We start from the raw sequence: 26,457 nt of genomic DNA on the forward strand, positions 1-26,457 counted from the left end.
GTGGCGAATCAGGACACACAACTGGAGGGCACCTGGGCACAGGTGGTCGACGACCTGCTCACCCAGTCGAACCGCCCCGATTCGGCCGTCCCCACCTTCACCTTCATGCAGCAGACGTACCTCAAGCTGGTGCGCCCGGTGCTCATGGCCGGCGGGTACGTGGTGCTCGCGGCACCGGACACCCACATCAAGACGGTGGTGGAGCAGGAGCTGAGCTCCTACATCGCCGACGCTCTCACCCGGCAGACCGGCACCCCGACCATCGTCGCGGTCTCCGTCGATCCGGACACGGTGGCCGCGGGTTCCCCCGCGCAGCCCGCGAACGCTGAACCACAAAAACCCCAGCCCGAGCCCTCGTCGTGGAAGGCCGACCACGTCCCCGAGCCGACGGTCGGTGCACAGATCCCCATGGACCTGGACGAGCTGGCGAATGCGCACCGCCGCGGCCACGAGCCCACCAACCGGCGTTCCCATCCCACGGTGCACACCCCGCAGCGGCTGCCGCGCGAAACCCCGGCCCACGACCCGACACGCGAAACCTCGCTCAATCCCAAGTACACGTTCGACACCTTCGTCGTCGGTTCGTCTAACCGCTTCGCCAACGGCGCTGCCGTCGCCGTGGCCGAGGCGCCCGCCAAGGCCTACAACCCGCTCTTCATCTGGGGCGGATCGGGCCTGGGAAAGACACACCTCCTGCACGCCGCGGGCATGTATGCGCAGGTCCTGCAGCCGGGACTGCGGGTGAAATACGTCTCCTCGGAAGAATTCACCAACGACTACATCAACTCGGTCCGCGACGACCGCCAGGAGTCCTTCAAACGTAATTACCGCAATCTGGACATCCTCATGGTCGATGACATCCAGTTTCTCGAGGGCAAGGAGGGGACCCAGGAGGAGTTCTTCCACACCTTCAACGCGCTGCACCAGGCCAACAAACAGATCATCCTCTCCTCCGACCGTCCGCCCAAGGAGCTGACCACGTTGGAGGATCGCCTGCGCACCCGCTTCGAGGGTGGGCTCATCACCGACGTCCAGCCCCCCGACCTGGAGACACGCATCGCCATCCTGGAGAAGAAGGCCACGGCCGACGGCAACAGGGTTGACCGCCAGGTACTGGAACTCATCGCCTCCCAGTTCGAGACCTCCATCCGCGAGCTCGAGGGCGCGCTCATCCGTGTCACCGCCTATTCCTCGCTGGTCAACGAGCCCATCACCATGGAGATCGCAGAGGTGGCGCTGCGCGACATCCTCCCGGACCGTGACGACATGGAGGTGACCGCCGCTGCCATCAAGGAGGTGACGGCGGAGCACTTCAAGATCGACATGGGAACCCTCACCGGCACCGGCAAGACCCGGGCGGTCGCCCACGCCCGTCAGCTGGCCATGTACCTCTGCCGCGAGCTCACCGACCTGTCACTGCCGAAGATCGGTTCGGAGTTCGGCGGCAAGGATCACACCACCGTGATGTACGCGGACAAGAAGATCCGCAAGGAAATGACCGAAAAGCGCGACACCTACGACGAGATCCAGCTGCTCACCGCGGAGATCAAGAACCGTCACCGCAGGTAGAGGCACGGACAAATGCATTCCCCGGCACCACCTTTCATGAAGGTGGTGCCGGGGAATGCGTGCGAGAGGAGGGTGATCAGATCATGCCCAGAACCTGGCCGATGATGCCATCGAGGGCGGGGATGTGGTTGACGATGCCGGCCTGGAGACCGAGGATGTAGGCGCCTGCCCAGAAGACGGAGCTGAGGCCGAGGCCGACGGCGGAACCGATGATTTCCATTGTCTTTCTCCTTACGTGAGCGGATGATGAAGAAGTTGACTGCACAATAGATTCTAATCCGCTGAGAGTCGTCAGGAAGCAGTCTGTGAAGACAATTCCTGCGGGACACCAAAAAATCATCTCCGGTTCATCCACAGGTCTATGCACACCTGTGTAATTACAGTCCTGTAATTAGTGACCTTGGTCACTCACAGTCGAACCGGTGCCTGCCTGGATGTCGCCCCGGAGACCTGTGCACAACCCGGAAATACCTGTGCAGAGACGGTGGAGAACATCATCGCGATTGTGCACAACCCGGCACTCCGAAAAATCATCCACAGGGGACTCGAGTTATCCACAGGAATGCCACACCCCGGCGCACATCCCGGAAACCGGGTGCTAGCTTGTGATTCAGGCCCTCATCCACAGAGTGAACAGGCCCTACTGTTACTACCAATTCTTTCCCTGAAATTGATCCAAGAGAAAGAGGGTGTGGGGAAAACCTCGGATCCGACCGCCTCGGGGGCCGTGTCGGCGGAGACGAATGACAGGAGATCCGAGTCGAGGGACGGCCCGGTGCTCCGGTAGGTTGGTTTTTGTCATCCTCGGACTCGAACGGTCCGACGATCAAGCTGCAAGACGTTCTAGGTGGAAGCCGAGGAGATCATGGATTCACAAGCGGTGTCATTCCGCGTCGCCCGCGACGACCTGGGCAATGCCGTCGCCTGGGTTGCCCGCAGTCTGCCCACCAAGGCCACGCAGCCGGTTCTGCGCGCGATGGTCATCACCGCCGGTGACGACGGCCTCGAGCTCGCCGGGTTCGACTACGAAATCTCCACCCGCGTCCGCATCCCGGCAGAGATCGCCGAGTCGGGCCGGATCGCCGTGGCCGGCAAGCTCATGTCGGAGATCGTCAACACGCTGCCCAACAAACCCGTCGATCTCCAGGTCGACGGCACGAAGCTGCTGCTGGCCTGCGGATCCTCCCGCTTCGAGCTGCCCCTGATCCCGTTGGACGACTACCCGCAGCTGCCGAGCCTCCCTGAGGTCACCGGCACCATCGATCCGTCCCTGTTCGTCGACGCGGTCACGCAGGTAGCCTCCGCGGCCGGCCGCGACGACACGCTGCCCATGCTCACCGGCGTGCACATCGAGATCGACGGCGAGAACGTCAAACTCGCGGCCACCGACCGCTTCCGCCTGGCCATGCGCACCCTGGAGTGGAACCCCGCTGGGGCGCAAACCCGGGCGAAGCTCCTGGTCCCGGCCAAGTCCCTGCAGGATAACGCCCGCACACTGGACACCAGTCTCGGCGATCCCGTCGAGATCGCCGTGGGCGCCGGCGACAACATCGGCGGTGAGGGCCTCTTCGGCCTGCATTCCGCCTCGCGCGAGACCACCACCCGCATGCTCGACGCCGAGTTCCCGAACATCCAGCCGCTGCTGCCGAAGACCCACACGTCGCTGGCCTCCGTGGAGATCGCCCCGCTCCAGGACGCCATCCGCCGCGTCAGCCTGGTCACCGACCGCAACGCGCAGATCCGCATGGAGTTCTCCGACGGCCAGGTGGTGCTCTCCGCCGGCGGAAACGATTCCGGCCACGCCGAGGAGGCCATTCCCTGCGCCTTCTCCGGACGGGACTCGCTCATCATCGCCTTCAACCCGGGCTACCTCAAGGACGGTCTAGGCGTCGTGCGCACCGAGCGGGTGGTCTTCGGATTCACGGAGCCCTCCCGTCCAGCCATTCTCATCCCCGAACCCGACGAGCTTCCGGAGGCGGATGCGGACGGAAACTTCCCGACTCCGCAGACGAACTTCACCTACCTCCTCATGCCCGTGCGCCTGCCCGGTTAGACGGTGTACGTCCGGCAACTGGAACTCCGGGACTTCCGCTCCTGGCCGAAGCTCGAACTCGGCCTCGAGCGCGGGGTCAATCTCATCGTGGGGCGCAACGGTTTCGGCAAGACCAACATCGTCGAGGCCGTGGGTTACCTGGCGCACCTCTCCTCGCACCGGGTCAACCACGACGCGCCGCTCGTGCGCGCGGGAGCGGCCGACGCACGGATCTCCGTGACCACCGTCAACCAGGGCCGGGAGCTGACCAGCCACCTGCTCATCAAACCGCACGCCGCCAACCTCGCGCAGATCAACCGCACGCGGCTGAAAACCCCCCGTGAGCTGCTGGGCATTACCCATTCCGTGCTCTTCGCGCCCGAGGATCTCTCCCTGGTCCGCGGCGAGCCCGCGGAGCGGCGCCGCTATCTGGATGACCTCATCGCAGCGCGCACCCCGCGCCTGGCCGGCGTGAAGGCCGAGTACGACAAGGTGCTCAAGCAGCGTGGTGCGCTGCTGAAGAACGCCTCCCAGACCCTGCGCCGGGGTTACTCGGACGACGACGGCGCCTCGGCCCTGGCCACTCTCGACGTGTGGGACTCCCAGCTCGCGGCCCTGGGCGCGCAGGTGACCTCGGCCCGCCTAGAATTGCTAGCCGATCTGGAGAAGTACGTCGTCGACGCCTACTCGGCCATCGCCCCGGAATCCCGGCCCGCGAAGGTCACCTATCACTCGACCGTGGAGAAGACCGTCAACTCCCTGGTGGGGGATGACGAGCCCGTGACCACGGAGATTCTCGAGGCCGCCATCCTCGCAGACCTGGGCAAGGTTCGCCAGCGCGAGATCGAACGTGGCACCTCCCTGGTCGGCCCGCACCGCGATGACCTCATCCTGCATCTGGGGCAGCAGCCAGCGAAGGGGTTCGCCAGTCACGGGGAAACCTGGTCCTACGCCATTTCCCTGCGGCTGGCCGAGTTCAACCTGCTCCGGGACTCGGCCGGGAGTGACCCGGTTCTCATCCTCGACGACGTCTTCGCGGAGCTCGACGCCGAACGCCGCCGGCGGCTCGTCGAGGTCGCGGCGGCCGCGGAACAGGTCATCATCACGGCGGCAGTGGATGAGGATCTGCCGGAGAACCTCGGGGGCACGGTAGTGCAGCGGTTCTCGGTGGTCACCGAGGACACCGAGAACGGGAGAATCTCGAGGATCGCCGATGGACGATAAGCAGCGCGACGACGCCGTCGAAGCGGCCTTTGACAAAATCCGCGAGGTGGCCAGGCGCCGTGGCGGACCATTGCCGAATCTCTCGGCGCAGGGCACCACGGCTCAGCCCAGGCGATCCGCGAATCAGGTTCCGGGCGAAGCGCCGGTGATTCCTGGTGTGGAGGTCCCGGGCGTCGAGAAGCGATCCTATTACCGTGGTCCGGGTCGACCGTCGGGTCCGGACGGGCGCAGGCCGCGGCGCCCGCTCGACGTTCCCCAACTCGGATCGGTGGTGGGCAGGGAGATCACCCGGCGGGGCTGGCAGCACGAGCTCGCGTCCGGCTGGGTGACGGGGCACTGGGAATACCTGGTCGGGGAGCAGATCGCGGAGCACACGCGCGTGGAGATGATCAAGGACGGGCAGTTGTTCATCACGTGCACGTCCACCGCCTGGGCCACGAACCTGAAGTACATGCAGCACACGATTCTGCAGAAGATCGCCGAGAAGGTCGGCCCGGACGTCATCACCGGGCTAAAGATTTTTGGGCCGAAGGTCCCGAGTTGGCGCAAGGGCCCGCTGCACATCAAGGGCCGCGGTCCCAGGGACACGTACGGATAAATCGCCACCTGGGAAAACGCCGTCAGGGGCGAAAATTGGGGCCGTAGACGCGCGCGAGGCCCATTCTAGGGTTGGGTCCGGGTGTGTAGACTGAACAGGTCTATACGCTTTCTCATAAAACACTTTTAGGGAGTGCACGCCACGTGGCAACCACTGAACCCCAGTACGACGCTTCATCGATCACTATTCTTGAGGGCCTCGAGGCTGTCCGTAAGCGCCCCGGCATGTACATCGGCTCCACCGGCGAGCGCGGCCTTCACCACCTGGTGTGGGAGGTCGTGGACAACTCCGTCGATGAAGCGATGGCCGGGTACGCCGACAAGGTGACCGTCACGCTGCTCGAGGACGGCGGCGTCGAGGTCGTGGACAACGGCCGTGGCATTCCCGTGGCGATGCACTCGACCGGCATCCCCACCGTCCAGGTGGTCATGACCCAGCTGCACGCCGGCGGCAAGTTCGACTCCGACTCCTATGCGGTGTCCGGCGGTCTGCACGGCGTGGGTATCTCGGTGGTCAACGCACTGTCGACGCGCGTCGAGACGCACATCAAACGCGACGGCAAGCACTGGTACCAGAACTTCAACAACTCCGTTCCGGAGGAGCTCGTCGAGGGCGACAACGCGCGCGGCACCGGCACGTCGCAGCGTTTCTGGGCCGATCCCGAGATCTTTGAGACCACCACCTACAACTACGACACCATCTCCAAGCGCCTCCAGGAGATGGCCTTCCTCAACAAGGGCCTGACCATCACGCTTCGCGACGAGCGGGTCACCGAAGAGGAACTCGAACTGGAGAAGATCGCCGAGGAGGGCGACACCGCCCAGCTTCTCGACGGCGACTCCTTCGACGACGACGCGCTGTCCGACGACACCGCCGAGCCGGTGGACGAGGAGCTGGAGACCCCGAAGAAGAAGCGCGAGCGCACGGTCACCTTCCACTACCCGGAGGGGCTGGTGGACTACGTCAACCACCTCAATAAGGGCAAGACCCCGGTCCACCCGTCGATCATCGACCTCGACGTCAAGGGCGAGAACCACGAGCTCGAGCTGGCCATGCAGTGGAACACCAGCTTCAAGGAGTCGGTGCACACCTTCGCCAACACCATCAACACCCACGAGGGCGGCACCCACGAGGAGGGCTTCCGCTCAGCGCTGACCTCGCTGATGAACCGCTACGCGCGTGAGCACAAGCTCATCAAGGAGAAGGACACCAACCTCACCGGCGACGACTGCCGCGAGGGCCTGGCCGCCGTCATCTCCGTGCGTGTCTCTGATCCCCAGTTCGAGGGACAGACGAAGACCAAGCTGGGCAACACCGAGATCAAGGGTTTTGTGCAGCGTGCGGTCAACGAGCACCTGGCGTTCTGGTTCGACGCCAACCCGGCCGAGGCCAAGGCCGTGATCAACAAGGCGGTCGCGTCCTCGCAGGCGCGCATCGCCGCGCGCAAGGCTCGTGACCTGGTGCGTCGCAAGTCCGCCAACGACATGGGCGGCCTGCCCGGCAAGCTCGCCGACTGCCGCACCAAGGATCCCAAGCTGTCCGAGCTGTTCATCGTGGAGGGTGACTCCGCAGGTGGTTCCGCCAAGCAGGGCCGCGACTCCATGTACCAGGCGATCCTGCCCATCCGCGGCAAGATCCTCAACGTGGAGAAGGCCCGGCTGGACAAGGTGCTGAAGAACGCCGAGGTCCAGGCGATCATCACCGCGCTGGGTACGGGCATCAACGAAGAGTTCGATATTGCCAAGCTGCGCTACCACAAGTTTGTGCTCATGGCCGATGCCGATGTCGACGGCCAGCACATCGCCACCCTGCTGTTGACCCTGGTCTTCCGCTTCATGCCGGATCTCATTGAGCACGGCCACGTCTACCTGGCCAACCCGCCGCTGTACAAACTCAAGTGGGGCAAGGGTGAGCCGGGCTACGCGTACTCGGACGACGAGCGTGACGAGCTGCTCAAGGCCGGCATCGAGGCCGGCCGCAAGATCAACACGGACGACGGCATCCAGCGCTACAAGGGTCTGGGTGAGATGAACCCCAACGAGCTGTGGGAGACCACCCTCGACCCGGAGACCCGCATCCTGCGCCAGGTGGAGATGACCGACGCCCAGCGCGCCGACGAGCTCTTCAGCATCCTCATGGGTGACGACGTCGCCGCTCGCCGCTCCTTCATCACCCGCAAGGCCAAGGACGTGCGTTTCCTCGACGTCTAGTTCGAGTATGCAGCCGCATACTCTTGCTTCGCTTATCGACGAGCGTTTGCCCAGCTCATAGCTGGTTTCCGGGTCGTGTCCATCCCGAGTTTTATGCTGTGTCCGACAGGCACACATATGTTCGGCACTCGGGGGAGAGACCATGTACACGATCGACGATTTCGACACAATGAGCACCCGCCAGCTGGTGCGCACGCTGCACACCGCCCACGGGGAGATGACCAGATTCAAGGCGGCCTTCATCCTCGCGCTCGCGCGTTTCGAGGCCGCCGGCCTCGCCCGTTCGCTGGGCGCACCCAGCGCCGCGGTCTGGGTGATGCGACATCTCGGTGTAGCCAAGTCAACCGCGTTCGAGTACCTCCGGGTGGGTCAGGCCCTGAGACAGTTCGCCCTGGTAGCGGCGGCGTTCCTTGCCGGGGAGATCTCCTATTCCGTCGTCCGGCTTCTGCTGCCCCGGCTGACTCCGGCCGATGAGGAGGCGCTGCTCTCGCTGGCTACGAGGATGACGCTGTCCGAGCTGGAACGTGAGCTGGCCGGCACCGCCGATCGCCCCGATCGCCCGCCGACGGAGGACCTGTCCTTCCACGTCGACGAGGAGACCGGCTGGCTGCGTTTCCACGGCCGGCTCAGCCCCGAGAACGGTGCGCGGCTGTTGTCGGCGCTGAAGATGGCCGAGCTGGCGAGCCTGCGCGGGGTCGATGACCTCGTGGGCCTCGAGGAGAATGCGCTGGATGCGGCGCTGGCGGAGGCCGAGCAGGAACCCGTGGTCGTGGAGGCCGAACTGGTGTCCGGAGAGAAGGATCCGCGCAGTTCGACCGGCTTCGGCGTACCGGTGCGCGATAACCTGCTGTCCTCGTTCCTCTCCATGGTCAACATGACCAGAAGCCGGCCGACCAACAAACTGCGGACACCCGGAGCCCAGGTGAACCTGCTGGTGGGGGAGACGGGGCAGGCGATCCTGCCGTCCCAGCCCGGGGCGAGAACCAGCGATCTGGTGGCCGCCGCGCTCAACGGGGACATGCGGGCGCACCTGCTCAACCAGAAGGGCATTCAGATCCACGTGTCGGAGAGCAGGCGCCTGGTCAGCGACGCGCAGGTCACCGCGCTCATGGCGCAGTGGCACTTCCAGTGCGCGACGCCGGGGTGTAATCACGCCCGGTTCATTGAGTTCCACCACATAGTGGCGCACGCGGAGGGCGGGCCGACGGCCCTGTGGAACCTTGTACCGCTGTGTTCCTCCTGCCACTCCCTGGTGACGGTGGGAGTGCTGCGGATCGACCTCGACGGGGACCGGTTGCTCTTCCGGTTCCCCGGGGGAGTGGCGTTTGCGTCGGAGAACCGTTCGACACCGATGCGCATCGGCCGGGACGGATTCCGGTTTGCGGACCAGCCCGAGGAGTATGCGGCCGCATACTCGTCGGGGGCCTAACGCATGTGGTTGTCGATGATCCTGCCCAGCGCTGGGATGTGCGGCGCCATCAGTTTGGTGCCCCGGCCACGCAGGGAGTTATACACCTTGGCCACTGCGCCGCCACCCTTCTGCTCCACGGCCCGGTCGGCGGTGCTGAGCAGGGATTCGCTGACGTCATCGGCGCGCGACTCCAGGAAGGCGCCGAAGTCCTGCCGGCCGGACTGCTGGTAGTCCTCCCAGTGGGACTGCAGGTCGCCGAGGATGTCGGGCAGCAGGTTGTCCACGGCCGTGGGGATGAGGTCGCCGTTGGTCTTGCGGGCTGCGGAGAGCGCACCCCTGACGGTCATTCCGGTGATGCCGGACAGGTCGGTAATGGCGCCGTCGACAAGCGAGGTGATGTCGGCGACCACGACGGGTCGGTTCTCCGTATCGAGGAGGGTGGAGAGGTCTGACATTTCTTGACCCTTTCCGAGAGCTGGGTGAGGTGACGCGCCCAGCTTATCCATCGATCGCCATGGTTGGTGGCACGGCGTATGCCACCAACGACGGCGATCGGTAGTTGTAGCTCTTCCGCCACAGAGTTCACATCAACCTCATAGACCTCTGCAGCCACAACAGGAACAGAATTTACATGCCGTCGGCGGGGAACGCCAGTTGAGGGGGTGGTAAATAAAAAGGTGGCAGGCCAACAGACCGCATGGCCTACTGGGAGGCATGAATCCTCATGTCACCCTCCACTGGTTCCTGCCCACCTACGGCGATTCCCGAGCGATCATGTCGGGAGGTCACGGGTCGGGGCACGAGACGGGGGAGCGGGAGGGGACGCTGGCGTACCTCACGCAGATGGCACTGGCCGCGGAGTCCCAGGGCATGGAATCGATGCTGGTGCCCACCGGCCTGTCGTGCGAGGACGCCTGGCTCGCCGCCGCCGCACTGATCCCGCAGACCACGCGGCTGAAGTTTCTCATCGCCATCCGACCGGGCCTGGTGAGCCCGACGATCATCGCCCAGCAGGCGGCCACGTTCCAGCAGCTGTCCGGCAACCGCCTGCTGCTCAATGTCGTCGTCGGCGGCGAGGACCACGAGCAGCGCGCCTTCGGTGACGACTCCACCAAGGAGCAGCGTTACCGCCGGGCAGCCGAGGTCCTGGAGATCACTGACCAGTTGTGGAACTCGGCCGAAGAGGTGACCTTCCGCGGCGAGCACACCTGGGTGGAGAAGGTGGTGCTTCGGGTGCGTCCCGAGGTTTCACCCCAGATCTTCTTCGGCGGCTCCTCTCAGCCGGGCATCGAGGTCGCGGCCCGGCGTGCCGACGTCTATCTCACCTGGGGCGAGCCTCCGGCGCAGGCCAAGGCGAAGATCGACCGGGTCTCGGAGGCCGCCGCGGCCGAGGGCCGGGAGCTGGAGTACGGCATCCGCTTCCACATCATCGCCCGGCCCACGTCCGCCGAGGCCTGGGCCGCCGCGCAGGGCCAGCTCGACAGCATCGACCCGGCCGAGGTGAGGCGGATCCAGGAGGGTCTGGCCAGGTCGCAGTCCGAGGGCCAGCGCCGGATGACCGAGCTGCACCAGCAGGGCAGCGAGTTCGAGGCAGGCACCGACGCCCGCTCGCTCGAGATCGCCCCGAACCTCTGGGCCGGCGTAGGTCTCATCCGCGGCGGCGCGGGTACCGCACTGGTGGGCTCCTACGAGGAGGTCGCCCAGCGCATCGCCGAATACCGCGAGGCCGGGTTCGAGCACTTCATCCTCTCCGGTTACCCGAACCTCGAGGAGACCTTCCAGGTAGGCGAGGGGGTCGTGCCCGCGCTGCAGCGGCTCGGTGTCGACGTGGCCAACCGCTAGTCCTCCGCCAACCGTCGGTACACCTGCGCGCACAGCCGGGCGAACTGCTTGTTTCCCCCGGTCAGCGGATCCAGGTGTTCGAGAACGTCCCGCAGCGCGTCCGCGGCCGCGGCGGGGGAGTCATGTACCGCCACCCCGTGGAAGCGGGCCCCGGGAACGGCCGCCGCCGCGGCCAGGGCCGGGAAGCTGCGCACCCGCACGGGAAACCGTCCGCAGTAGGTGTCGGCGACCGCGAGGAGCTGCTCCGGGGTCAGCGGGCGGGTCATCCGCGGGCCCGGCGCAGGCGTGCCTCGGCGGCCGCGTAGTCATCGACCAGGTCGCGGGCGAGGGCGTCGACCCGGGCGTCGTCAAGCATCCGCGCGGCGGCCGTGACGATGGCACGCACCGCGGCGTCGTGTTTGCTCCTGCCCTGGGAGGCCGCAAGCAGCGTGAGGGCGTGATCCTGGTCGTCGGTGAGTCGGAGAGTCATGGCCATGCCCCCAGTGATACCACTCTGATACCAGCGTGCGCGACATCGGGGCCCTGAACGCCCTTAAGACGCATCGGGGCAGGTAGAGTGGCCGGGAAACCCCCCGCTCCCGAAGAAGAAGGAACGCATGAGCGACGAGACCCCAGGATCCGGCGTCGGAACCGGAGACGGCGGCGGTTACGACCGCATCCAGCCGATCGACATCAACCAGGAGATGCAGACCTCCTACATCGATTACGCCATGAGCGTGATCGTCGGGCGCGCGCTGCCCGAGGTGCGCGACGGCATGAAACCCGTGCACCGCCGCATCATCTACGCGATGTACGACTCCGGCTACCGCCCCGAGCGCAGCTATGTGAAGTCCGCGCGCCCCGTCGCCGACACCATGGGCCACTATCACCCGCACGGCGACACGGCCATCTACGACACCCTCGTGCGCCTGGCCCAGCCGTGGAACATGCGTTACCCGCTCATCGACGGTCAGGGTAACTTTGGCTCGCGCGGCAACGACGGTGCGGCCGCCATGCGTTACACGGAGTGCAAGCTCACCCCGATCGCCATGGAACTCGTGCGTGACATCCGTGAGAACGCCGTCGACTTCTCCCCGAACTACGACGGCAAGAACCGCGAGCCGGACGTCCTGCCCTCGCGTGTGCCCAACCTGCTGATGAACGGCTCCAACGGCATCGCCGTGGGCATGGCCACCAACATCCCGCCGCACAACCTCACGGAGCTGGCCGACGCCATCTTCTGGATCCTGGACAACTTCACCTCCAGCGACGAGGAGCGCCTCGAGGCGTGCATGAAGTTCGTCAAGGGACCCGACTTCCCCACTGCGGCGCAGATCGTGGGCACCCAGGGTATCCGCGACGCGTACACCACCGGCCGCGGCTCCATCCGCATGCGCGGCATCGCCGAGATGGAGGAGGTGGGCAACCGCCAGACCATCGTCATCACGGAGCTGCCCTACGCGGTCAACCCGGACAACCTCATCACCAACATCGCGGACCAGGTCGCCAACGGCAAGCTCGCCGGCATCTCCAAGATTGACGACGAATCCTCCGACCGGGTCGGCATGCGCATCGTGGTCACCCTCAAGCGCGACGCCGTGCCCCGCGTGGTGCTCAACAACCTGTACAAGCACTCGCAGCTGGAGTCGAACTTCTCCGCGAACATGCTTTCCATCGTCGACGGCGTACCGCGCACCCTGCGCCTGGACCAGATGCTCACGTTCTACGTGCTGCACCAGATCGAGGTCATCGTCCGGCGCACCCAGTACCGCCTCGACGAGGCCGAGAAGCGCGCCCACATCCTCCGCGGCCTGGTCAAGGCCCTGGATATGCTCGACGAGGTCATCGCTCTCATCCGCCGCTCGCCCACGGTCGACGAGGCTCGCACCGGCCTGATGGAGCTTCTCGACGTCGACGAGATCCAGGCCGACGCCATCCTGGCGATGCAGCTGCGCCGCTTGGCAGCCCTCGAGCGCCAGAAGATCATCGACGAGCTCGCCGAGATCGAGCTGGAGATCGCCGACCTCAAGGACATCCTCTCCAACCCGGAGCGCCAGCGCCAGATCGTCCGCGATGAGCTGAAGGAGATCGTCGACAAGTACGGCGACGAACGCCGCACCACCTTGATCGCCGACACCGGCGACGTCAACGCCGAGGACCTCATCGCACGCGAGAACGTCGTGGTCACCATCACCCAGACCGGCTACGCCAAGCGCACCAAGGTCGATGCCTACAAGTCGCAGAAGCGCGGGGGCAAGGGTGTGCGCGGCGCGGAGCTCAAGCAAGACGACGTGGTGAAGAACTTCTTCATCTGTTCCACCCACGACTGGATCCTGTTCTTCACCAACTTCGGCCGCGTCTACCGCCTGAAGACATACCAGCTGCCCGAGGCGTCGCGCACCGCGCGCGGCCAGCACGTGGCCAACCTCCTCGAGCTCCAGCCCGAGGAGCGCATTACGCAGGTCATCCAGATCCGCACCTACGAGGATGCGCCCTACCTGGTGCTGGCCACCAAGGACGGCCGCGTGAAGAAGTCCCGCCTGACGGACTACGAATCCGCCCGCCAGGCCGGGCTCATCGCCATCAACCTCAACGAGGGTGACGCGCTCATCGGCGCCCAGCTTGTCGACGACGGCGACGACGTCCTCCTTGTCTCCGAGAAGGGCCAGGCCATCCGCTTCACGGCGGACGACGAACAGCTCCGTCCCATGGGCCGCGCCACGGCCGGCGTCAAGGGCATGCGATTCCGCGACGACGACCAGCTCCTGGCCATGACCGTCGTGCGCGACGGCGAGTTCCTGCTTGTGGCCACCTCCGGTGGTTACGGCAAACGCACCCCGATCGGCGAGTACGCCACCCAGGGCCGCGGCGGCCTCGGCGTGATGACGTTCAAGTACTCACCCAAGCGCGGCAAACTTATCGGCGCCCTGGCTGTGGACGAGGACGACCAGATCTTCGCCATCACTGCAGCCGGTGGGGTGATCCGTACCGAGGTCAACCAGATCCGGCCGTCGTCACGCGCGACCATGGGTGTGCGCCTCGTGGACCTCGCCGAGGGCAATGAGCTGCTCGCCATCGACGTCAACGTCGAGGACGAGGGTGAGGACGAGGCCAACGCCGTCGCCCGCGGGGAAAGAACGCTTGAGGAAGCCATGGCCGAGCTCCCTGGCGTAAAGTCTGATGAAACTTTCGTCGAGCCGAACGAAGAGGACACCGATGACGACGAGTAGTGCAAGCGAAGGCCGTTTCGTGAACGTCCGCCACGTCTCCCCGGTCTCCGCGTTCAAGATCGCACTGGCGATGTCGCTGATCGGGCTGGTCGCGTGGATCATCGCTGTCGCCGTGCTCTACTTCGGCATGCAGGTCGCCGGGGTGTGGGCCTCGGTCAACGAACTCATCGGCGGCGTCGGCGGGGACCAAGCCATCACCTTCGGTGTGGTCATGGCGCTCGCGGCTCTCCTGGGCGCGATCATGTCGGTCCTGCTGTCCATCCTGGCGCCGCTGGCGGCCGTGATCTACAACGGCGTGACTGACCTCTTCGGCGGCCTCGAGGTCGTGGTCCAGGACTAGAGCTACTTTGGCCGGTTTCCCCGGTGACCAGGCGATTTGGTGGTCATCGGGGTGCTGGGTAAAGTTACCAATCGTTCCAAGGGCCTATAGCTCAGTCGGTTAGAGCGCATCGCTGATAACGATGAGGTCGCAAGTTCGATTCTTGCTAGGCCCACCATTTGGGACATGGGGCATTAGCTCAATTGGTAGAGCATCTGCTTTGCAAGCAGAAGGTCAGGAGTTCGATTCTCCTATGCTCCACAGATAGACCGCTTCCCGCGGGTTTCCGGGGGAGGCGGTCTTTTTGTTTGGGTGGGTGCGTGGCTGGGCGTTCTATGCACTCACAACCCGGGGCTATCAGGGGGGTTTCTGCGGGGTTTGTGAGTGCGTAGAACGTGGCGCCGGTGCGGGGTGAGGTTGGGCCCTCGCCCTATGGGTCGGCTAGCCGCCCATCTGCGCCGAGCACTGCTGAGTCCAGCCGCTCGTTCCATCGGTGAAGAAGGTGGTGCCTGTTTGGTGGATGGTGGGGTCACCGCAGGACTGGATGGTCTTATTCATAGCGGTGGGCTGCGCAATCCCCGGAGCTTCCGTGTAGCCGATCACCGGCGCGGCAGGCGCAGCGGGCGCGGGGGTCTGTGGCGCTGGTGCGGGCGCTGGTGCGGGCGCGGGCGCAGGTGCCGGAGCAGGCGTGGGTGCAACGCTCGAAACCGGGGCAGCATTGTTCGAACCGGGCTCAGCGGTTGCGTTGGTCGGTTCGGAGTCACTGGGCGACGGTTGGGCTGCAGAAGTCTGTGCGGTGGCCTTGGACAGATCGATGTAGCTGTACTCGCCGTCGAAGTCGTCGTTGATCTCCTTGAATTGGAAGCGGGTGATTTCCGAATCCTTAGGGATCAGGTAGACCCAGCGCATCTCGTCGCTGAACCCTGGTTGTAGCTCTTCGTTGCATTCGGGATTCCCGGGGATTTCGTAAAGGGAGTCGATGGTGGAATAGGTCTGGTCTTTCTTATTCACAACTTCGGCGATGATCGGCGCCGAGCATGTGAGATCCATCGGGCTTTTGCTGTTATTCGTGACCGTGGAGTTGATGACGAGGAACTCTCCGCCCTGGTCAGCTTGGCGCATGACATTGGGCTGGGTGCCGCACTGGTAGTCAGGGGCACAGAATTCGATCTCATCAGCGCGCGTGAGGTCATGGAGAACCATGGTGGCACCGCGGGCGGTGACCTCCTCGCCGAGCCCAGGGAGGTCCGTTGCTTCGGAGGTGGACGTGGACGAGTTGGCCGCGCCTGCCCCCTCAGAGCTTTCGGGGGAGCAGGCAGCAAGCCCGAGGATGAGGGGAAGCGCGATAACCCCTGCGCAAATACGGTTCATGTTGAACAGTTTCGCAGATCCGCCCCAAAAGCGTGGGAGATCCGTTTTCTCTTCCCAGCCGGCACTAGACGAGCGGTCTATCGGAGCGAGGTCGAACCCGGTTAATACGGGTCGTTTGCCCCGCAGTATTCGAGCGTATTTACAGCAAGGCATTGGCTCCACCACATCTGCGGGTGGACCTGGCCGTTGATGGTCCCGTCGAGCAGACCTGAGGGATCGGTGGTGGGCGGGAGGTTCCCAGGACCGTAGTCAACCGGGGCGTTCTCCGAAGTAGAGCTAAAACTGCAATTAATGGTGTCGACGATCACGCTACCGTCTGACATGAGCGCGGCGTTGTTCTCCCAGCAGCTAACGAAAGTAGGCGCGGCGGGGGATGCAATCTGAGGTTCGGTAGCTGGTTCTGCCGTATCTGCACCGATAGGTGCCGGGGAGGAGCTGGGTGTGCTGGGCTCGGTGGTGGTTTCCCTGGAGCTGGTCGCAGCATCGGTTGTGACCGTCGGTGTGCTGTCGTAGTCTCCGGCGCTGCATCCTGCGAGAGCAATGGTCGATGCGCAGCCGAGGGTGAGGAGGATGGAACGGGGTTTCATTCTGTGGTCTTTCGCTCGTGGAGACGTAGTTTGCCTTAGCCGCTCACCCAAACACCACACACATCGGCGACCCGATCTCGGCGATCACCTCGGGGGAGGTGGGGAGGCCGTCGGAAAGCGTGAAGCGCTGGATCACGCCGGAGTGGTCGTGCGCGACGATGAGTCCGCCGCTAGGGTCGAGGCCGATGAAGCGGGGGCGCAGGTAGCCGGTATCCACGACGCCGACGGGTTCCAGGAGTCCATCGCGGATGCGGAACGCCGCGAGCGTGTCGGTGCCGGGACCGGGTGGGGTGTCGTCACCCGCGCCGGTGCGGTTGGACACGATGACGTACTCGCCGGTGACGACAATGCCGCCCGCGCGGGACTCGCGGACGTCCTCCGGCGCGAGGGTGGGGAGGTACTGCACGGGTTCCATCTCATGGAGCGTGACGACGCTGTTGCTCAGCTCATTCGCACAGAACACCGAGCCCCCGGAAAAGCCCAGGTGACGGGGGCCGTTCATTTGACGCAGACGGGTGGAACCGGCGTCGATAAGCGTTCCTTCGTTGCTGAGCTCGAAGCGGAAGATGGTGTCCAGGCCCTTGTCGGCGACGTAGACGAGGCCGTCGGGGCCGAAGCGGATTTGGTGCGGGTGGGAGGCGTCCTGGTCGCCCTTGTGCTGGCCGGGCTCACCGGGCAGTTCGAGCACCTGGGTGGGTTCGCCGAGAACGCCGTCCGAAATAGGGAGGACGGAGACGCTGCCGGAGGAGTAGTTCGCCGTGAGTACGTGGCGGCCGTCGGGGCTGAACACCAGGTAGACGGGGTTTTCGCCGCCGCCGTCGACGGTGCTCAGGTGGGTGAGCTGGCCGTCGGCGAAGCGGTACGAGGACACCTTCGAGACGCCGGAGTGCCCGCCGATGAGGAGGCCGTCGCGCAGGGCGAGGTAGCTGACACCCTCGGTCTGCAGCTCGCTGACGCGGCTCCAGCCGTTGGTGTCGTAGACCGCGAGGCCCGGGCCGGGCTCGGCGCCGTGCTGGGTGTCGGTGCGGGTGGCGACAATGGCGTAGGTGTTCATGCCACCCGAGTGTAGGGAGGAATTAGCGCTTCGGGATCCCGGCGGCCCACAGAGCTGCACCGATGAGCAGGGGCTGGCCGAAGAGGCGGGCCAGGCGCTTGCCGTCGGTGTTCAGGCCGAAGCCGTCAGTGCGCTCGGCGTACTGGGCGATGTTGCCCGGGAAGATGGCGGTGTAGAACGCGGCCAGCGCCGTGCCGGTGACCTTGCGGTGCTTGGGCAGTGTCAGCAGTCCGGCACCCAAGGCGATCTCGGCGACACCGGAGCCGAGAACCACCAGGTCGGTGTTGGCGGGGAACCAGTCGGGCACCTGGGCCCGGAACTCTTTGCGGTTGGTGGTCAGGTGGCTGACGCCGGCGTAGGTCATGAACGCGCCGAGGGCGAGGCGGGTGAGGTTCTGGCTTTTCTCGTGGCTACTCATGCGTCCGAGTGTAGAACTAAATCTGTTTGGCGACAGCCCTTCCGGCCCCCCGCCCGGAGAACAGGCACCCCCCGAGGAACGTGCCCTCCAGCGAGTTGTACCCGTGCACCCCGCCGCCGCCGAACCCAGCGGCCTCGCCCGCGGCAAAGAGCCCGGGGATCGGTTGACCTGCGGAATTGAGCGCCTGCGAGTCGAGGTTGGTCTGGATTCCCCCGAGCGATTTTCGGGTGAGCACGTGCAGCTTCACGCCGATGAGCGGGCCGGCCTTGGGGTCGAGCACCTTGTGGGGGGACGCGACCCGCACCAACCGGTCACCGCGGTAGCGCCGGGCGTTGTGGATGAGCTGGATCTGGTCGTCCTTGGTGAAGGGGTTGTCCATCTCCCGGTCGCGGGCGACGATCTGCGCGGTGATCTCGGCGGGGTCGAGCAGCGGAGTATCGGTGAGCTCGTTCATCTTTGCCACGAGCGTCTCGACGTCGTCTGCCACCACAAAGTCCGCCCCGTGCTGCTTGAAAGCTTCGACGGGGCCGGGGGCGCCCTTGCCCAGTCGGGCCTGGGCCAGCAACTTGAAATCGCGCCCGGTGATGTCCGGGTTCTGCTCCGACCCGGACAGGGCGAACTCCTTCTCGATCATCTTCTGCGTGACGATGAACCAGGAGTGGTCGTACTCCGCGATGTCCGGGGTCGTGCGCAGGTACTTCAGCGTGCCCAGGGTGTCGCGACCCGGGTGGAACGGCGTGGGCAGCAGGCGACCCAGGGCGTCGAACCACAACGGAGACGGGCCCGGCAGGATACGGATCGCGTGTTTCGGCCACACCGGATCCCAGTTCTGGATGCCCTCCACGTAGTGCCACATGCGGTCGCGGTTGACCAGTCGCGCGCCGGCGTTCTCGGCGATGACGATGCCGCGGCCGTCGACGTATTCGGGCACCCCGGTAATCATCGAGCGCGGCGGCTGGCCGAGGCGCTCCGGCCAGAACTCGCGCACCAGCTCGTGGTTGCCGCCGATGCCGCCGGTGGAGACGATCACGGCCTGCGCGCGCAGCTCGAAGTCCCCGGTGACCTCGTTGTTGGAGGGCTCGCCCCGGCCGGCGGTCTCGGGGGCGAGCATGCTGCCGCGCACGCCGACGACCGCGCCGCCCTCGACGATGAGCTCATCCACGCGGTGGCGGAACTTGAGTGTGGCGGAGGCACGGGCCTTGTCCGCGAAGGGTTTCACCACGCCGGTGCCGGTGCCCCAGGCGATGTGGAAGCGGGGAACGGAGTTGCCGTGGCCTTGCGCGCGGCCGTCGCCACGCTCGGCCCAGCCGACCATGGGGGTGAACTTCACGCCCTGTTCCCGCAGCCAGGAACGTTTCTCGCCCGCCGCCCACTCGACGTACGCCCGGCCCCATTTCTCGGCCCAGGAGTCCTCGTCGTCGGTGCGGTCCCAGCCCGCGCTGCCCTGCCAGTCCTGCCAGGCCAGCTCGACGGAGTCCTTGACCCCCATCCGGCGCTGCTCCGGGGTGTCCACCATGAACAGGCCGCCGAAGGACCACCAGGCCTGGCCGCCGAGGTTGGCCTCGTTCTCCTGGTCGACGATGGTGACGCTCTTGCCGGCGTCGATGAGTTCTGCGGCGGCGGTGAGCCCGGCGAGGCCGGCGCCCACGACGATGGCATCAGTTTCCATGACCGAAGTGTATCGAGGGGGTGACAGAAACGTCCTGCATATGAGGTCTTAATGGATAAAGAGGTTTGACTTAGGCCTCTGACCTGCGTTGACTGTATTACGTGAAACTTAAAAAGATTGTCGCCGCCACCGCTGCGGCTGCTGTGTTCGCCCTCGCCGGATGTTCCTCCACCGGGGGAGCGCCGCGCTCCACCGAAGGCGGAGAGGGTGGGGGCGGCGTCGATACGCCGCGCATGACCGTCGCCATGGTCTCGCACGGCGCGCCGGGCGACACCTTCTGGGACCTCGTGCGCCGCGGTGCCGAGGACGCCGCGAAGAAAGACAACATCGAGCTGCGTTACTCCTCCGCCCCGCAGGCCCCTGACCAGGCCAACCTCATCCAGAACGCCATCGACTCCGACGTCGACGGGCTCGCCGTGACCATGCCCAACCCCGATGCCATCGGTCCGGCCGCCCAGCGGGCCGTCGACGCCGGCATCCCCACCGTCGGCCTCAACGGTGGCATGGACCGCTATCGGGATTACGGCCTGACCGGGTACTTCGGCCAGGACGAGCACATCGCCGGTGTGTCCGCCGGCGAGCGACTGGCCGCCGACGGAGCCACACACGCCCTCTGTGTCATCCACGAGCAGGGCAACTCCTCGCAGGAGTCGCGCTGCGAGGGCGTGGCCGAGGGCATGTCCGGCAAGGTGGACACCATCTACGTCAACGGCATGGACCTCACCTCGGTGCAGTCGACCCTGGAGGCCAAGCTCGCCCAGGATCCGTCCATTGACTGGGTCATGGGCCTGGTCGCGCCGGTCTCGCTCGCGGCCGTGGACTCCGCGAAGGCCGCAGGTTCGGAGGCGAAGATCTCGACGTTCGACACCAACGCCCAGCTCGTCGAGGCGATCCGCAGCGGCGATATTCAGTGGGCCATCGACCAGCAACCCTACCTGCAGGGATACCTCGCCGTCGACGCGCTGTGGCTCGCGCACCGCAACGGCTCCACCATCGGTGGCGGCCAGCCGGTACTGACCGGGCCGGCGTTCGTCGACAAGTCCAACGTGGACAGCATTGCCGACGCCGCCCAGGCGGGATTGCGATGAGCGGGTTGCTGCGCCGTCCGGAGCTGACCAGCGCGATCGGCGCAGTGCTGGTCTTCGCCCTGTTCTTCGCGGTCGCGCCGTCGTTCAGGTCTTTCGACGCGTTCGCCACGGTGCTCTACGCCAGCTCGACGATCGGCATCATGGCCATCGCCGTTGGCCTGCTCATGATCGGCGACGAATACGACCTCTCGGCGGGCGTCGCCGTCACCACCGCCGCGCTCGCCGCGACGATGCTCAACTACAACCTCTGGCTCAACTCCTGGGTCGGCGCGCTGCTGGCGCTGCTGATCTCGCTGGCCATCGGGGCGATCAACGGCTTCCTGGTCACCCGCACGCGCATCTCGTCCTTCCTCATCACCCTGGCCATGTTCCTCATGCTCCAGGGCCTCAACCTGGCGATTACCCGCCTGGTCACCGGCCAGGTGGCCACGCCGATCATCTCCGACATGGAGGGCTTCGGCTCCGCGCACGCGGTCTTCGCCTCGTCCGTGCCCATCTTCGGCGTGCACATCCAGATCACCGTGTTCTGGTGGCTGTTCTTCGTGGCCGTGGGCTCGTGGCTGCTGTACAAGACCCGGTTCGGCAACTGGATCTTCGCCGTCGGCGGTAACCAGGACGCCTCCCGCGCGGTGGGTGTGCCGGTGCGTCGCGTGAAGATCATCCTCTTCATGTTCGTCGGCCTCGCCGCCTGGTTCGTGGGCATGCACAACCTCTTCAACTTCGACTCCATCCAGGCCGGCCAGGGCGTGGGCAACGAGTTCCTCTTCATCATCGCGGCCGTCATCGGCGGCTGTTCCATGAAGGGTGGCCGCGGCACTGTCGTGGGCACGGCCATCGGCGCGTTCATCTTCGGCATGACCAACCAGGGCATCGTCTACGCCGGCTGGAACCCCGACTGGTTCAAGTTCTTCCTCGGCGCGGTCCTGCTCGCGGCCGTGGTGTTCAACATGCGGTTCGAAAGCTATGCAAAGGAACGTTCATGATCCAGCTCGAGAACATCACCAAAAAATACGGTGCTTTTACGGCGCTTGACGACGTCTCCCTCTCAGTCCGTTCCGGCGAAGTGACCTGCGTGCTCGGCGACAACGGCGCCGGCAAGTCCACGCTGATCAAGGTGCTCGCGGGCCTGCATCCGCCGACGTCCGGGTCGATTCTGCTGGATGGGGAGGAGGTGTCCTTCGGGTCGCCGCGTCAGGCGTTGGACGCCGGCATCGCCACGGTCTACCAGGACCTCGCCGTCGTGGGAAAGATGAGTGTGTGGCGCAACTTCTTCCTCGGCCAGGAGATCACCGGGCCGTTCGGGGTGCTTAAGGCGGACGAGATGCGCCGCGTGGCTGATGCCGAGCTGCGGGGGATGGGCATCGAGCTGCGCAGCGTCGACGTCGACGTGGAATCCCTCTCCGGTGGCCAGCGCCAGGTGGTGGCCATCGCGCGTGCCATGTACTTCGGCGCGAAGGTGCTCATCCTCGACGAGCCGACCGCCGCCCTGGGAGTCAAACAGTCCGGCATGGTGCTGCGCTTCATCGCCGCGGCCCGCGACCGTGGCCTGGGCGTTATCTTCATCACCCACAACCCGCACCACGCCTACCTGGTCGGCGACCACTTCATCCTGCTCGGGCTGGGGCGCACGGTGCTCGACGCCCCGCGCTCGGCGGTGACGCTGGAGGAGCTGACGCTGCAGATGGCGGGCGGCGGGGAGCTCGACGCGCTGGAGCACGAGCTCGGGCGGTAGGTCTGCGCCTGGCGCTGGTGTTGGTCTTAAGGACGGCTTCTGAAAGCACGGAGTCTCGACAAGACCAACGCGTGGCCGAAATGGCGCCTGTTGGTCTTAAGGGCGCGTTCTCACGACCGCGTGCTTTCAGAAGCCGTCCTTAAGACCAACAGACGCTGTGGACAACGCACCCGCTCGGCGCGGTTATCCACAGGCGGAATGCTCAAGGCCGGCCCAGTCTCGGTTCTCCGCGCACAATCAGGTCATGTCGAAATGGACGAAACGATACGGCCTGGTAGAGATCCGGAAGCTACCGCTCAGCGACGTCGAACAGCTCACCAAAATCAGGAACGGCACCTACCTCAAACTGACGGATGAAGTGGCCGTCGACAGGGTGGCGTTCGGGAAGCTGAAACGGTGGGATCAGCTCGCTGCCCGGGCAGCCGCTGCCGGCCTTACGGCTGACAAAGCCGTGGTCAGCGGCGTCGCAGCCGCGCGGCTCTGGGGACTGGGTGTCCGGGGTTACGACCCGACGGTGGATCTGACCACGATGAAGGCCAAGGCCCAGTCACCTAAACATTGGCCGCCAAACGTCCGCTACCGCAGCACCCATCTCAACCCTGGGGACTTCATCGAGGACAACGGGCTGCGGCTGACCACGCTCGGGCGCACGGTTGCGGATATCACCAGGTGGCACGGGTTTGTCGACGGCGTGATCGCCATTGATTCAGCCCGCCACCGGTATCAAAATGTTTCCTTCGCTGTGCTTCGCGAATCGGCACTCGGGTTGGGGCCCTTCCATGGCCGGGCTCTGGTTCGGCGGGTGCTCGACCTCTCCCGACCCGACATTGACAGTCCGTTGGAATCTTGGGCCCGTGCGCTGCTCATTGAGGCCGGCGTTGGCGTTGAGATCCTGACGCAGGTGGAGATCCGCGGGACGGATGGGTCCAGGTACTACCGGGTTGACTTGCTAATCGATGGCTGGTTGATCATCGAGATCGATGGTGCCGTCAAATACGACGGCGAGACCTTCGGGGAAACCACCGCCGAGGTGTTGCGCGCAGAGCGCGAGCGCGAGAAGTACCTGCAGAACGAGGGTTACGTGTTTCTGCGGGTAGGGATGGCGGACCTGCTCCCGGACTCCAATGGAGAGTTCGGCGTGGTGGTCAAGGCCCGCGCGCTCCTGGACCACCACGCAGCAAGGGTCATCGCGTGAGACCTACACCGGCCGGATCAGCTCCACGGCCTCGCGCAGCAGCTTCTCGCCCTCGACGGGGTCGCGCGGCTCGGGTGAGCGGTAGTGCCATTCCAACGCGGAGCCTATGGCGGCGGCGATGATCCGCACCAGGGTCGACAGCTGGAAGTCGGAGAGGCCTTCCGTGCGCTCGCGAAAGGAAACGATCATCGGGTCGAGGATCGGCTGGGTGACGCAGGCGGAGTGCTGGGGAGCGAGGGATTCCACCACCTCGCAGAGCTTGAACAGGGTGGGGAAGGAGTCGAGCTCCAGGTCACCGGTGCGCAGGTTCTGCGAGACGATGCGTTCGACGGCGGTGAGCAGGTCAAGCTCCGCGGGCAACGACTCGAAGTCGACGACGAGCTCGGCGACGCGCCCCGTGATGAAGTCGACCAGCGCCTCCTCGCGCGAGGCGAAGTAGTTGTGGAAGGTGCGCGGGGAGACCCCTGCAGCCGCGGTGATGGCGGGGACGGTGAGGCCTTCCGCGCCGTCGCGAAGCACGAGCTCCGCCGCCGCCCGCGCAAGGGCGGAGCGGGTGGCGGCCTTCTTAGACTCGCGCAGGCTGGTCATGCTGCAGTGCTTCTCCCTCGATGTCGACGTTGGGCAGGATCTTATCCAGCCACTTCGGCATCCACCAAGCCTTGTCGCCGAGGAGGAACATGGTCGCGGGGATGATGGTCATGCGCACGATGAAGGCGTCGAAGAAGATCGCGGCGGCCAGGGCGAAGCCCATGGTCTTGATGAACTGCAGGTCCTGCAGCGTGAACGCGGCGAAGACGGAGATCATGATCAGCGCGGCAGCGGTGACCACGCGGGCGCCGTGCTTGTAGCCGTTGGAGGTCGAGTCGCCGGCGGTCTTGCCGTGCTTGAAACCCTCGCGCATGCGGGTGACCAGGAAGACCTCGTAGTCCATGGCCAGGCCGAAGACGAGGCCGATGAGCATGATGGGCAGGAAGCTCAGCAGCGGCTGCGGGTCGTTGACCAGGCCGAGTGCGCCCTCCTGGAAGAAGAGCACGGTGACGCCGAAGGTGGCCAGGACGGAGAGGCCGAATCCCAGGGCTGCGATGAGCGGGACCCAGATGGAGCGGAAGGCCAGCATGAGCACCAGGAAGGCGAGGATGAGGACGATGGCGATGTAGGGCGGGAGGACGTCGGCAAGCCGCTGGGACATGTCGTCGAAGATCGGGGTCACGCCGGTGATGCCGTAGCTGGCGCCGGTCTCGTCCTCGAAGGATCCGACGTCGTCGCGCAGGCGGGTCAGCGTCTCGGAGGTGGCCTCGTCGGTCGCTCCGCCGGACGGGGTGATGAGCACCTGGGCGGCGTCCATCGTGTCGGTGGTGGTGACGACCTGGGCGTTGACCACGCCTTCGGTGTTGTTGAACTGCTCGAGGGCCTTGGCGACGGCCGCCGGGCGCTCAGCCTCGTCCACGGAAGTGTTGTCCACCAGCGCGATCATCGGGGCGTTACGGCCCGGGCCGAAGGCGTCGGAGGTCATCTCATAGGCGGTGCGCTGCGGGGAGCCGAGGTTGGCGGAGCCGTCGGTGGGCATGGCCAGGCGCATGCTGGACACCGGGATGGCCAGCAGTCCGAGCAGGATGACGGGCACGAGGACGTAGAGCCAGGGGCGCTTGCGGATCTGGCGTACCCACTTCAGGCCCATGGTCGGCTTCTCGTCCTCCGGGTCCGGAACGTTCGGGCCGGGGATGCGGCCGGCGAAGACGCGGGTGCCCAGCAGGCCGAGCAGCGCGGGGAGGAAGGTCAGCGCGATGAGCACGGCCAGCGCCACGGTGAGCGCGGCGGCGAGCGCCATGAGGGTGAGGAAGGGGATGTTGATGATCGACAGCGCGGTCAGCGCGATGAGCACGGTCAGGCCGGCGAAGACGACCGAGGAGCCGGCGGTGCCGGTGGCGATGCCCATGGCGTGCGCGCGCTGCTCACGCGAGAGCCCCTTGATCACCTGCGCGACCTCCCTGGGCGAGAGGTTGTGCCCGGAGGCGAGTTTGACCAGCTCACTGCGGAAGCGGGCGACGATGAACAGCGCGTAGTCGATGCCCACGGCGAGGCCGATCATCGAGGCGAGAATGGGGGTCATCTCGTTGACGTCGTCGGAGACGAGGGTGCCCAGCTGCACGAGCATGAGGCCGATGCCCACGCCGATGACGGCGGAGATCAGCGGCAGCCCGGCGGCGACGGCGGAGCCGAAGGTGATGAGCAGCACGATGGCCGCGACGGCCAGGCCGATGAGCTCAGAGGTGAAGCCGATCTCTGAGGAGGAGTCGAACGCGTTGCCGTTGTAGGCGATGGTGAGGTCGTCGTCGTTGTGCTCTTCGAGGGTGCCGGTGACGGCGTCGAGATCCTCCTCGGCGATGTCCATGGCGGTCTCGGCGTCGAAGGTCAGCGTCAGCGTGCCGGTGGTCTCGTCTGCGCTGAGCGGGCTGATCTCCGCGATGTCCTTGTCGATCTGCTCCTGCGGCGTGCCCTGGGCGGACAGCTGCTCGGTGAGCTGGCCGGCGAGACCCTGCGCGGCGAGCACGGGGTTGGCGATCGCCTCGGTGTCCGTCAGCACGTCCTGTTCCTGCAGGTCAGCGACGAGCTCGTCGACAGCGGCGGTGACGTCCGGGTCCGTGAGCTTCTTGCCCTCGGGCGCCTGGACGACGACGCTGCCGGTGGGCGCGGAGGTCGCGTCCTCGGAGTCGGGGAAGAATTCCTGCATCTTCTCCTGCGTCTCGATCGCCTGCAGGCCTGGGATGGAGAAAGTGGTGGACGGTTCCTTGGCGAATGCGCTGGCCAGGAACCCGAGCGCGATGAGGAGGATGAGCCAGAAGGCCAGGAACGGCCATTTCAGGCGGTAGGCGGTGGAACCTACCTTGTACAGGAACTTTGCCACTGTGATAGCCCTTTTCAGTAGAGA

The 26,457-nt window shown here is 65.6% G+C and carries 23 protein-coding genes and 2 tRNA genes; 15 read left to right on the forward strand and 10 right to left on the reverse strand.

The features are described 5' to 3' along the window. Positions 1 to 1,569, forward strand: coding sequence for a chromosomal replication initiator protein DnaA (dnaA, locus tag CDOO_RS00005; RefSeq protein ID WP_018022375.1), 1,569 nt, complete (start codon positions 1 to 3; stop codon positions 1,567 to 1,569). Between the two features lie 76 nt (positions 1,570 to 1,645). Here dnaA and CDOO_RS13750 read toward each other — a convergent pair whose 3' ends face one another. Continuing rightward, positions 1,646 to 1,789, reverse strand: coding sequence for a hypothetical protein (locus tag CDOO_RS13750; protein WP_018022374.1), 144 nt, complete (start codon positions 1,787 to 1,789; stop codon positions 1,646 to 1,648). A 645-nt stretch (positions 1,790 to 2,434) separates the two neighbouring features. On the opposite strand from CDOO_RS13750, the gene dnaN reads away from it, so the two are divergent. The 5 genes from dnaN to CDOO_RS00030 all read left to right on the forward strand — a co-directional run bounded on the left by dnaN (position 2,435) and on the right by CDOO_RS00030 (position 9,062). After that, entirely contained in the window at positions 2,435 to 3,622 is a 1,188-nt protein-coding gene (gene dnaN / locus CDOO_RS00010; protein ID WP_026159427.1) for a DNA polymerase III subunit beta, read from the forward strand. A gap of 3 nt (positions 3,623 to 3,625) precedes the next feature. Beyond that, positions 3,626 to 4,825 (forward strand): DNA replication/repair protein RecF, encoded by a 1,200-nt coding sequence (gene recF / locus CDOO_RS00015; protein ID WP_018022372.1) that lies wholly within the window; start codon positions 3,626 to 3,628, stop codon positions 4,823 to 4,825. Next, the gene (locus CDOO_RS00020; protein WP_018022371.1) at positions 4,815 to 5,423 is read left to right on the forward strand and encodes a DciA family protein; all 609 of its coding nucleotides are present in this window, start codon (positions 4,815 to 4,817) and stop codon (positions 5,421 to 5,423) included. The genes recF and CDOO_RS00020 overlap by 11 nt, the downstream gene beginning before the upstream one ends. 143 nt (positions 5,424 to 5,566) lie before the next feature. Beyond that, positions 5,567 to 7,633 carry a DNA topoisomerase (ATP-hydrolyzing) subunit B gene (gene gyrB / locus CDOO_RS00025; protein ID WP_026159426.1) on the forward strand — a complete coding sequence of 689 codons (2,067 nt, stop codon included), beginning with the start codon at positions 5,567 to 5,569 and terminating at the stop codon, positions 7,631 to 7,633. Positions 7,634 to 7,775: 142 nt separating this feature from the next. Then, positions 7,776 to 9,062 carry an HNH endonuclease signature motif containing protein gene (locus CDOO_RS00030; RefSeq protein ID WP_018022369.1) on the forward strand — a complete coding sequence of 429 codons (1,287 nt, stop codon included), beginning with the start codon at positions 7,776 to 7,778 and terminating at the stop codon, positions 9,060 to 9,062. Here the strand turns inward: CDOO_RS00030 and CDOO_RS00035 are convergent. After that, entirely contained in the window at positions 9,059 to 9,499 is a 441-nt protein-coding gene (locus tag CDOO_RS00035; protein ID WP_018022368.1) for a DUF6918 family protein, read from the reverse strand. The genes CDOO_RS00030 and CDOO_RS00035 overlap by 4 nt on opposite strands. A gap of 259 nt (positions 9,500 to 9,758) precedes the next feature. On the opposite strand from CDOO_RS00035, the gene CDOO_RS00040 reads away from it, so the two are divergent. Then, a complete protein-coding gene (locus CDOO_RS00040) occupies positions 9,759 to 10,886 on the forward strand; it encodes an LLM class flavin-dependent oxidoreductase (RefSeq protein WP_018022367.1) in 1,128 nt (375 codons plus the stop codon). Here the strand turns inward: CDOO_RS00040 and CDOO_RS00045 are convergent. Both CDOO_RS00045 and CDOO_RS00050 read right to left on the reverse strand, forming a co-directional pair. Beyond that, positions 10,883 to 11,152, reverse strand: coding sequence for a hypothetical protein (locus tag CDOO_RS00045; protein WP_018022366.1), 270 nt, complete (start codon positions 11,150 to 11,152; stop codon positions 10,883 to 10,885). The genes CDOO_RS00040 and CDOO_RS00045 overlap by 4 nt on opposite strands. Then, positions 11,149 to 11,361 carry a hypothetical protein gene (locus tag CDOO_RS00050; RefSeq protein WP_018022365.1) on the reverse strand — a complete coding sequence of 71 codons (213 nt, stop codon included), beginning with the start codon at positions 11,359 to 11,361 and terminating at the stop codon, positions 11,149 to 11,151. Before CDOO_RS00050 ends, CDOO_RS00045 begins: the two co-directional genes overlap by 4 nt. Before the next feature lie 121 nt (positions 11,362 to 11,482). Here CDOO_RS00050 and gyrA point away from each other — a divergent pair, with 121 nt between their 5' ends. The 4 genes from gyrA to CDOO_RS00070 all read left to right on the forward strand — a co-directional run bounded on the left by gyrA (position 11,483) and on the right by CDOO_RS00070 (position 14,675). Beyond that, complete coding sequence (gene gyrA, locus CDOO_RS00055; RefSeq protein WP_018022364.1) at positions 11,483 to 14,095, forward strand: DNA gyrase subunit A; 2,613 nt, start codon at positions 11,483 to 11,485, stop codon at positions 14,093 to 14,095. Continuing rightward, on the forward strand, positions 14,082 to 14,435 hold the full coding sequence (locus tag CDOO_RS00060) for a DUF3566 domain-containing protein (protein ID WP_038573115.1): 354 nt from the start codon (positions 14,082 to 14,084) through the stop codon (positions 14,433 to 14,435). The genes gyrA and CDOO_RS00060 overlap by 14 nt, the downstream gene beginning before the upstream one ends. 80 nt (positions 14,436 to 14,515) lie before the next feature. Beyond that, a tRNA-Ile gene (locus CDOO_RS00065) sits at positions 14,516 to 14,592 on the forward strand. Positions 14,593 to 14,602: 10 nt separating this feature from the next. Next, positions 14,603 to 14,675, forward strand: a tRNA-Ala gene (locus CDOO_RS00070). Between the two features lie 180 nt (positions 14,676 to 14,855). Here the strand turns inward: CDOO_RS00070 and CDOO_RS13105 are convergent. The 4 genes from CDOO_RS13105 to CDOO_RS00090 all read right to left on the reverse strand — a co-directional run bounded on the left by CDOO_RS13105 (position 14,856) and on the right by CDOO_RS00090 (position 19,513). After that, entirely contained in the window at positions 14,856 to 15,785 is a 930-nt protein-coding gene (locus tag CDOO_RS13105; protein ID WP_018022362.1) for a DUF4352 domain-containing protein, read from the reverse strand. A gap of 630 nt (positions 15,786 to 16,415) precedes the next feature. After that, positions 16,416 to 17,426 carry a lactonase family protein gene (locus CDOO_RS00080; RefSeq protein WP_018022361.1) on the reverse strand — a complete coding sequence of 337 codons (1,011 nt, stop codon included), beginning with the start codon at positions 17,424 to 17,426 and terminating at the stop codon, positions 16,416 to 16,418. Between the two features lie 22 nt (positions 17,427 to 17,448). Continuing rightward, positions 17,449 to 17,844: a DoxX family protein gene (locus CDOO_RS00085; protein WP_018022360.1), complete on the reverse strand. Its 396-nt coding sequence runs from the start codon at positions 17,842 to 17,844 to the stop codon at positions 17,449 to 17,451. A gap of 16 nt (positions 17,845 to 17,860) precedes the next feature. Then, positions 17,861 to 19,513: an FAD-binding dehydrogenase gene (locus CDOO_RS00090; RefSeq protein ID WP_018022359.1), complete on the reverse strand. Its 1,653-nt coding sequence runs from the start codon at positions 19,511 to 19,513 to the stop codon at positions 17,861 to 17,863. A gap of 101 nt (positions 19,514 to 19,614) precedes the next feature. On the opposite strand from CDOO_RS00090, the gene CDOO_RS00095 reads away from it, so the two are divergent. From CDOO_RS00095 to CDOO_RS00110, 4 genes are all read left to right on the forward strand, one after another. Next, complete coding sequence (locus CDOO_RS00095) at positions 19,615 to 20,601, forward strand: sugar ABC transporter substrate-binding protein (RefSeq protein ID WP_026159425.1); 987 nt, start codon at positions 19,615 to 19,617, stop codon at positions 20,599 to 20,601. Continuing rightward, positions 20,598 to 21,584 carry an ABC transporter permease gene (locus tag CDOO_RS00100; RefSeq protein WP_051064083.1) on the forward strand — a complete coding sequence of 329 codons (987 nt, stop codon included), beginning with the start codon at positions 20,598 to 20,600 and terminating at the stop codon, positions 21,582 to 21,584. Before CDOO_RS00095 ends, CDOO_RS00100 begins: the two co-directional genes overlap by 4 nt. Next, positions 21,581 to 22,333, forward strand: coding sequence for an ATP-binding cassette domain-containing protein (locus tag CDOO_RS00105; protein ID WP_018022356.1), 753 nt, complete (start codon positions 21,581 to 21,583; stop codon positions 22,331 to 22,333). The genes CDOO_RS00100 and CDOO_RS00105 overlap by 4 nt, the downstream gene beginning before the upstream one ends. A gap of 244 nt (positions 22,334 to 22,577) precedes the next feature. Beyond that, on the forward strand, positions 22,578 to 23,528 hold the full coding sequence (locus CDOO_RS00110; protein ID WP_018022355.1) for a hypothetical protein: 951 nt from the start codon (positions 22,578 to 22,580) through the stop codon (positions 23,526 to 23,528). A gap of 3 nt (positions 23,529 to 23,531) precedes the next feature. On the opposite strand, the gene CDOO_RS00115 is transcribed toward CDOO_RS00110, so the two are convergent. Then, a complete protein-coding gene (locus CDOO_RS00115; protein WP_018022354.1) occupies positions 23,532 to 24,116 on the reverse strand; it encodes a TetR/AcrR family transcriptional regulator in 585 nt (194 codons plus the stop codon). Beyond that, positions 24,094 to 26,433, reverse strand: coding sequence for an MMPL family transporter (locus tag CDOO_RS00120; protein WP_018022353.1), 2,340 nt, complete (start codon positions 26,431 to 26,433; stop codon positions 24,094 to 24,096). The genes CDOO_RS00115 and CDOO_RS00120 overlap by 23 nt, the downstream gene beginning before the upstream one ends. Between the last annotated feature and the right edge of the window lie 24 nt (positions 26,434 to 26,457).

This window comes from Corynebacterium doosanense CAU 212 = DSM 45436 (assembly GCF_000767055.1).
In the GTDB taxonomy this organism is placed as follows: Bacteria; Actinomycetota; Actinomycetes; order Mycobacteriales; family Mycobacteriaceae; genus Corynebacterium; species Corynebacterium doosanense.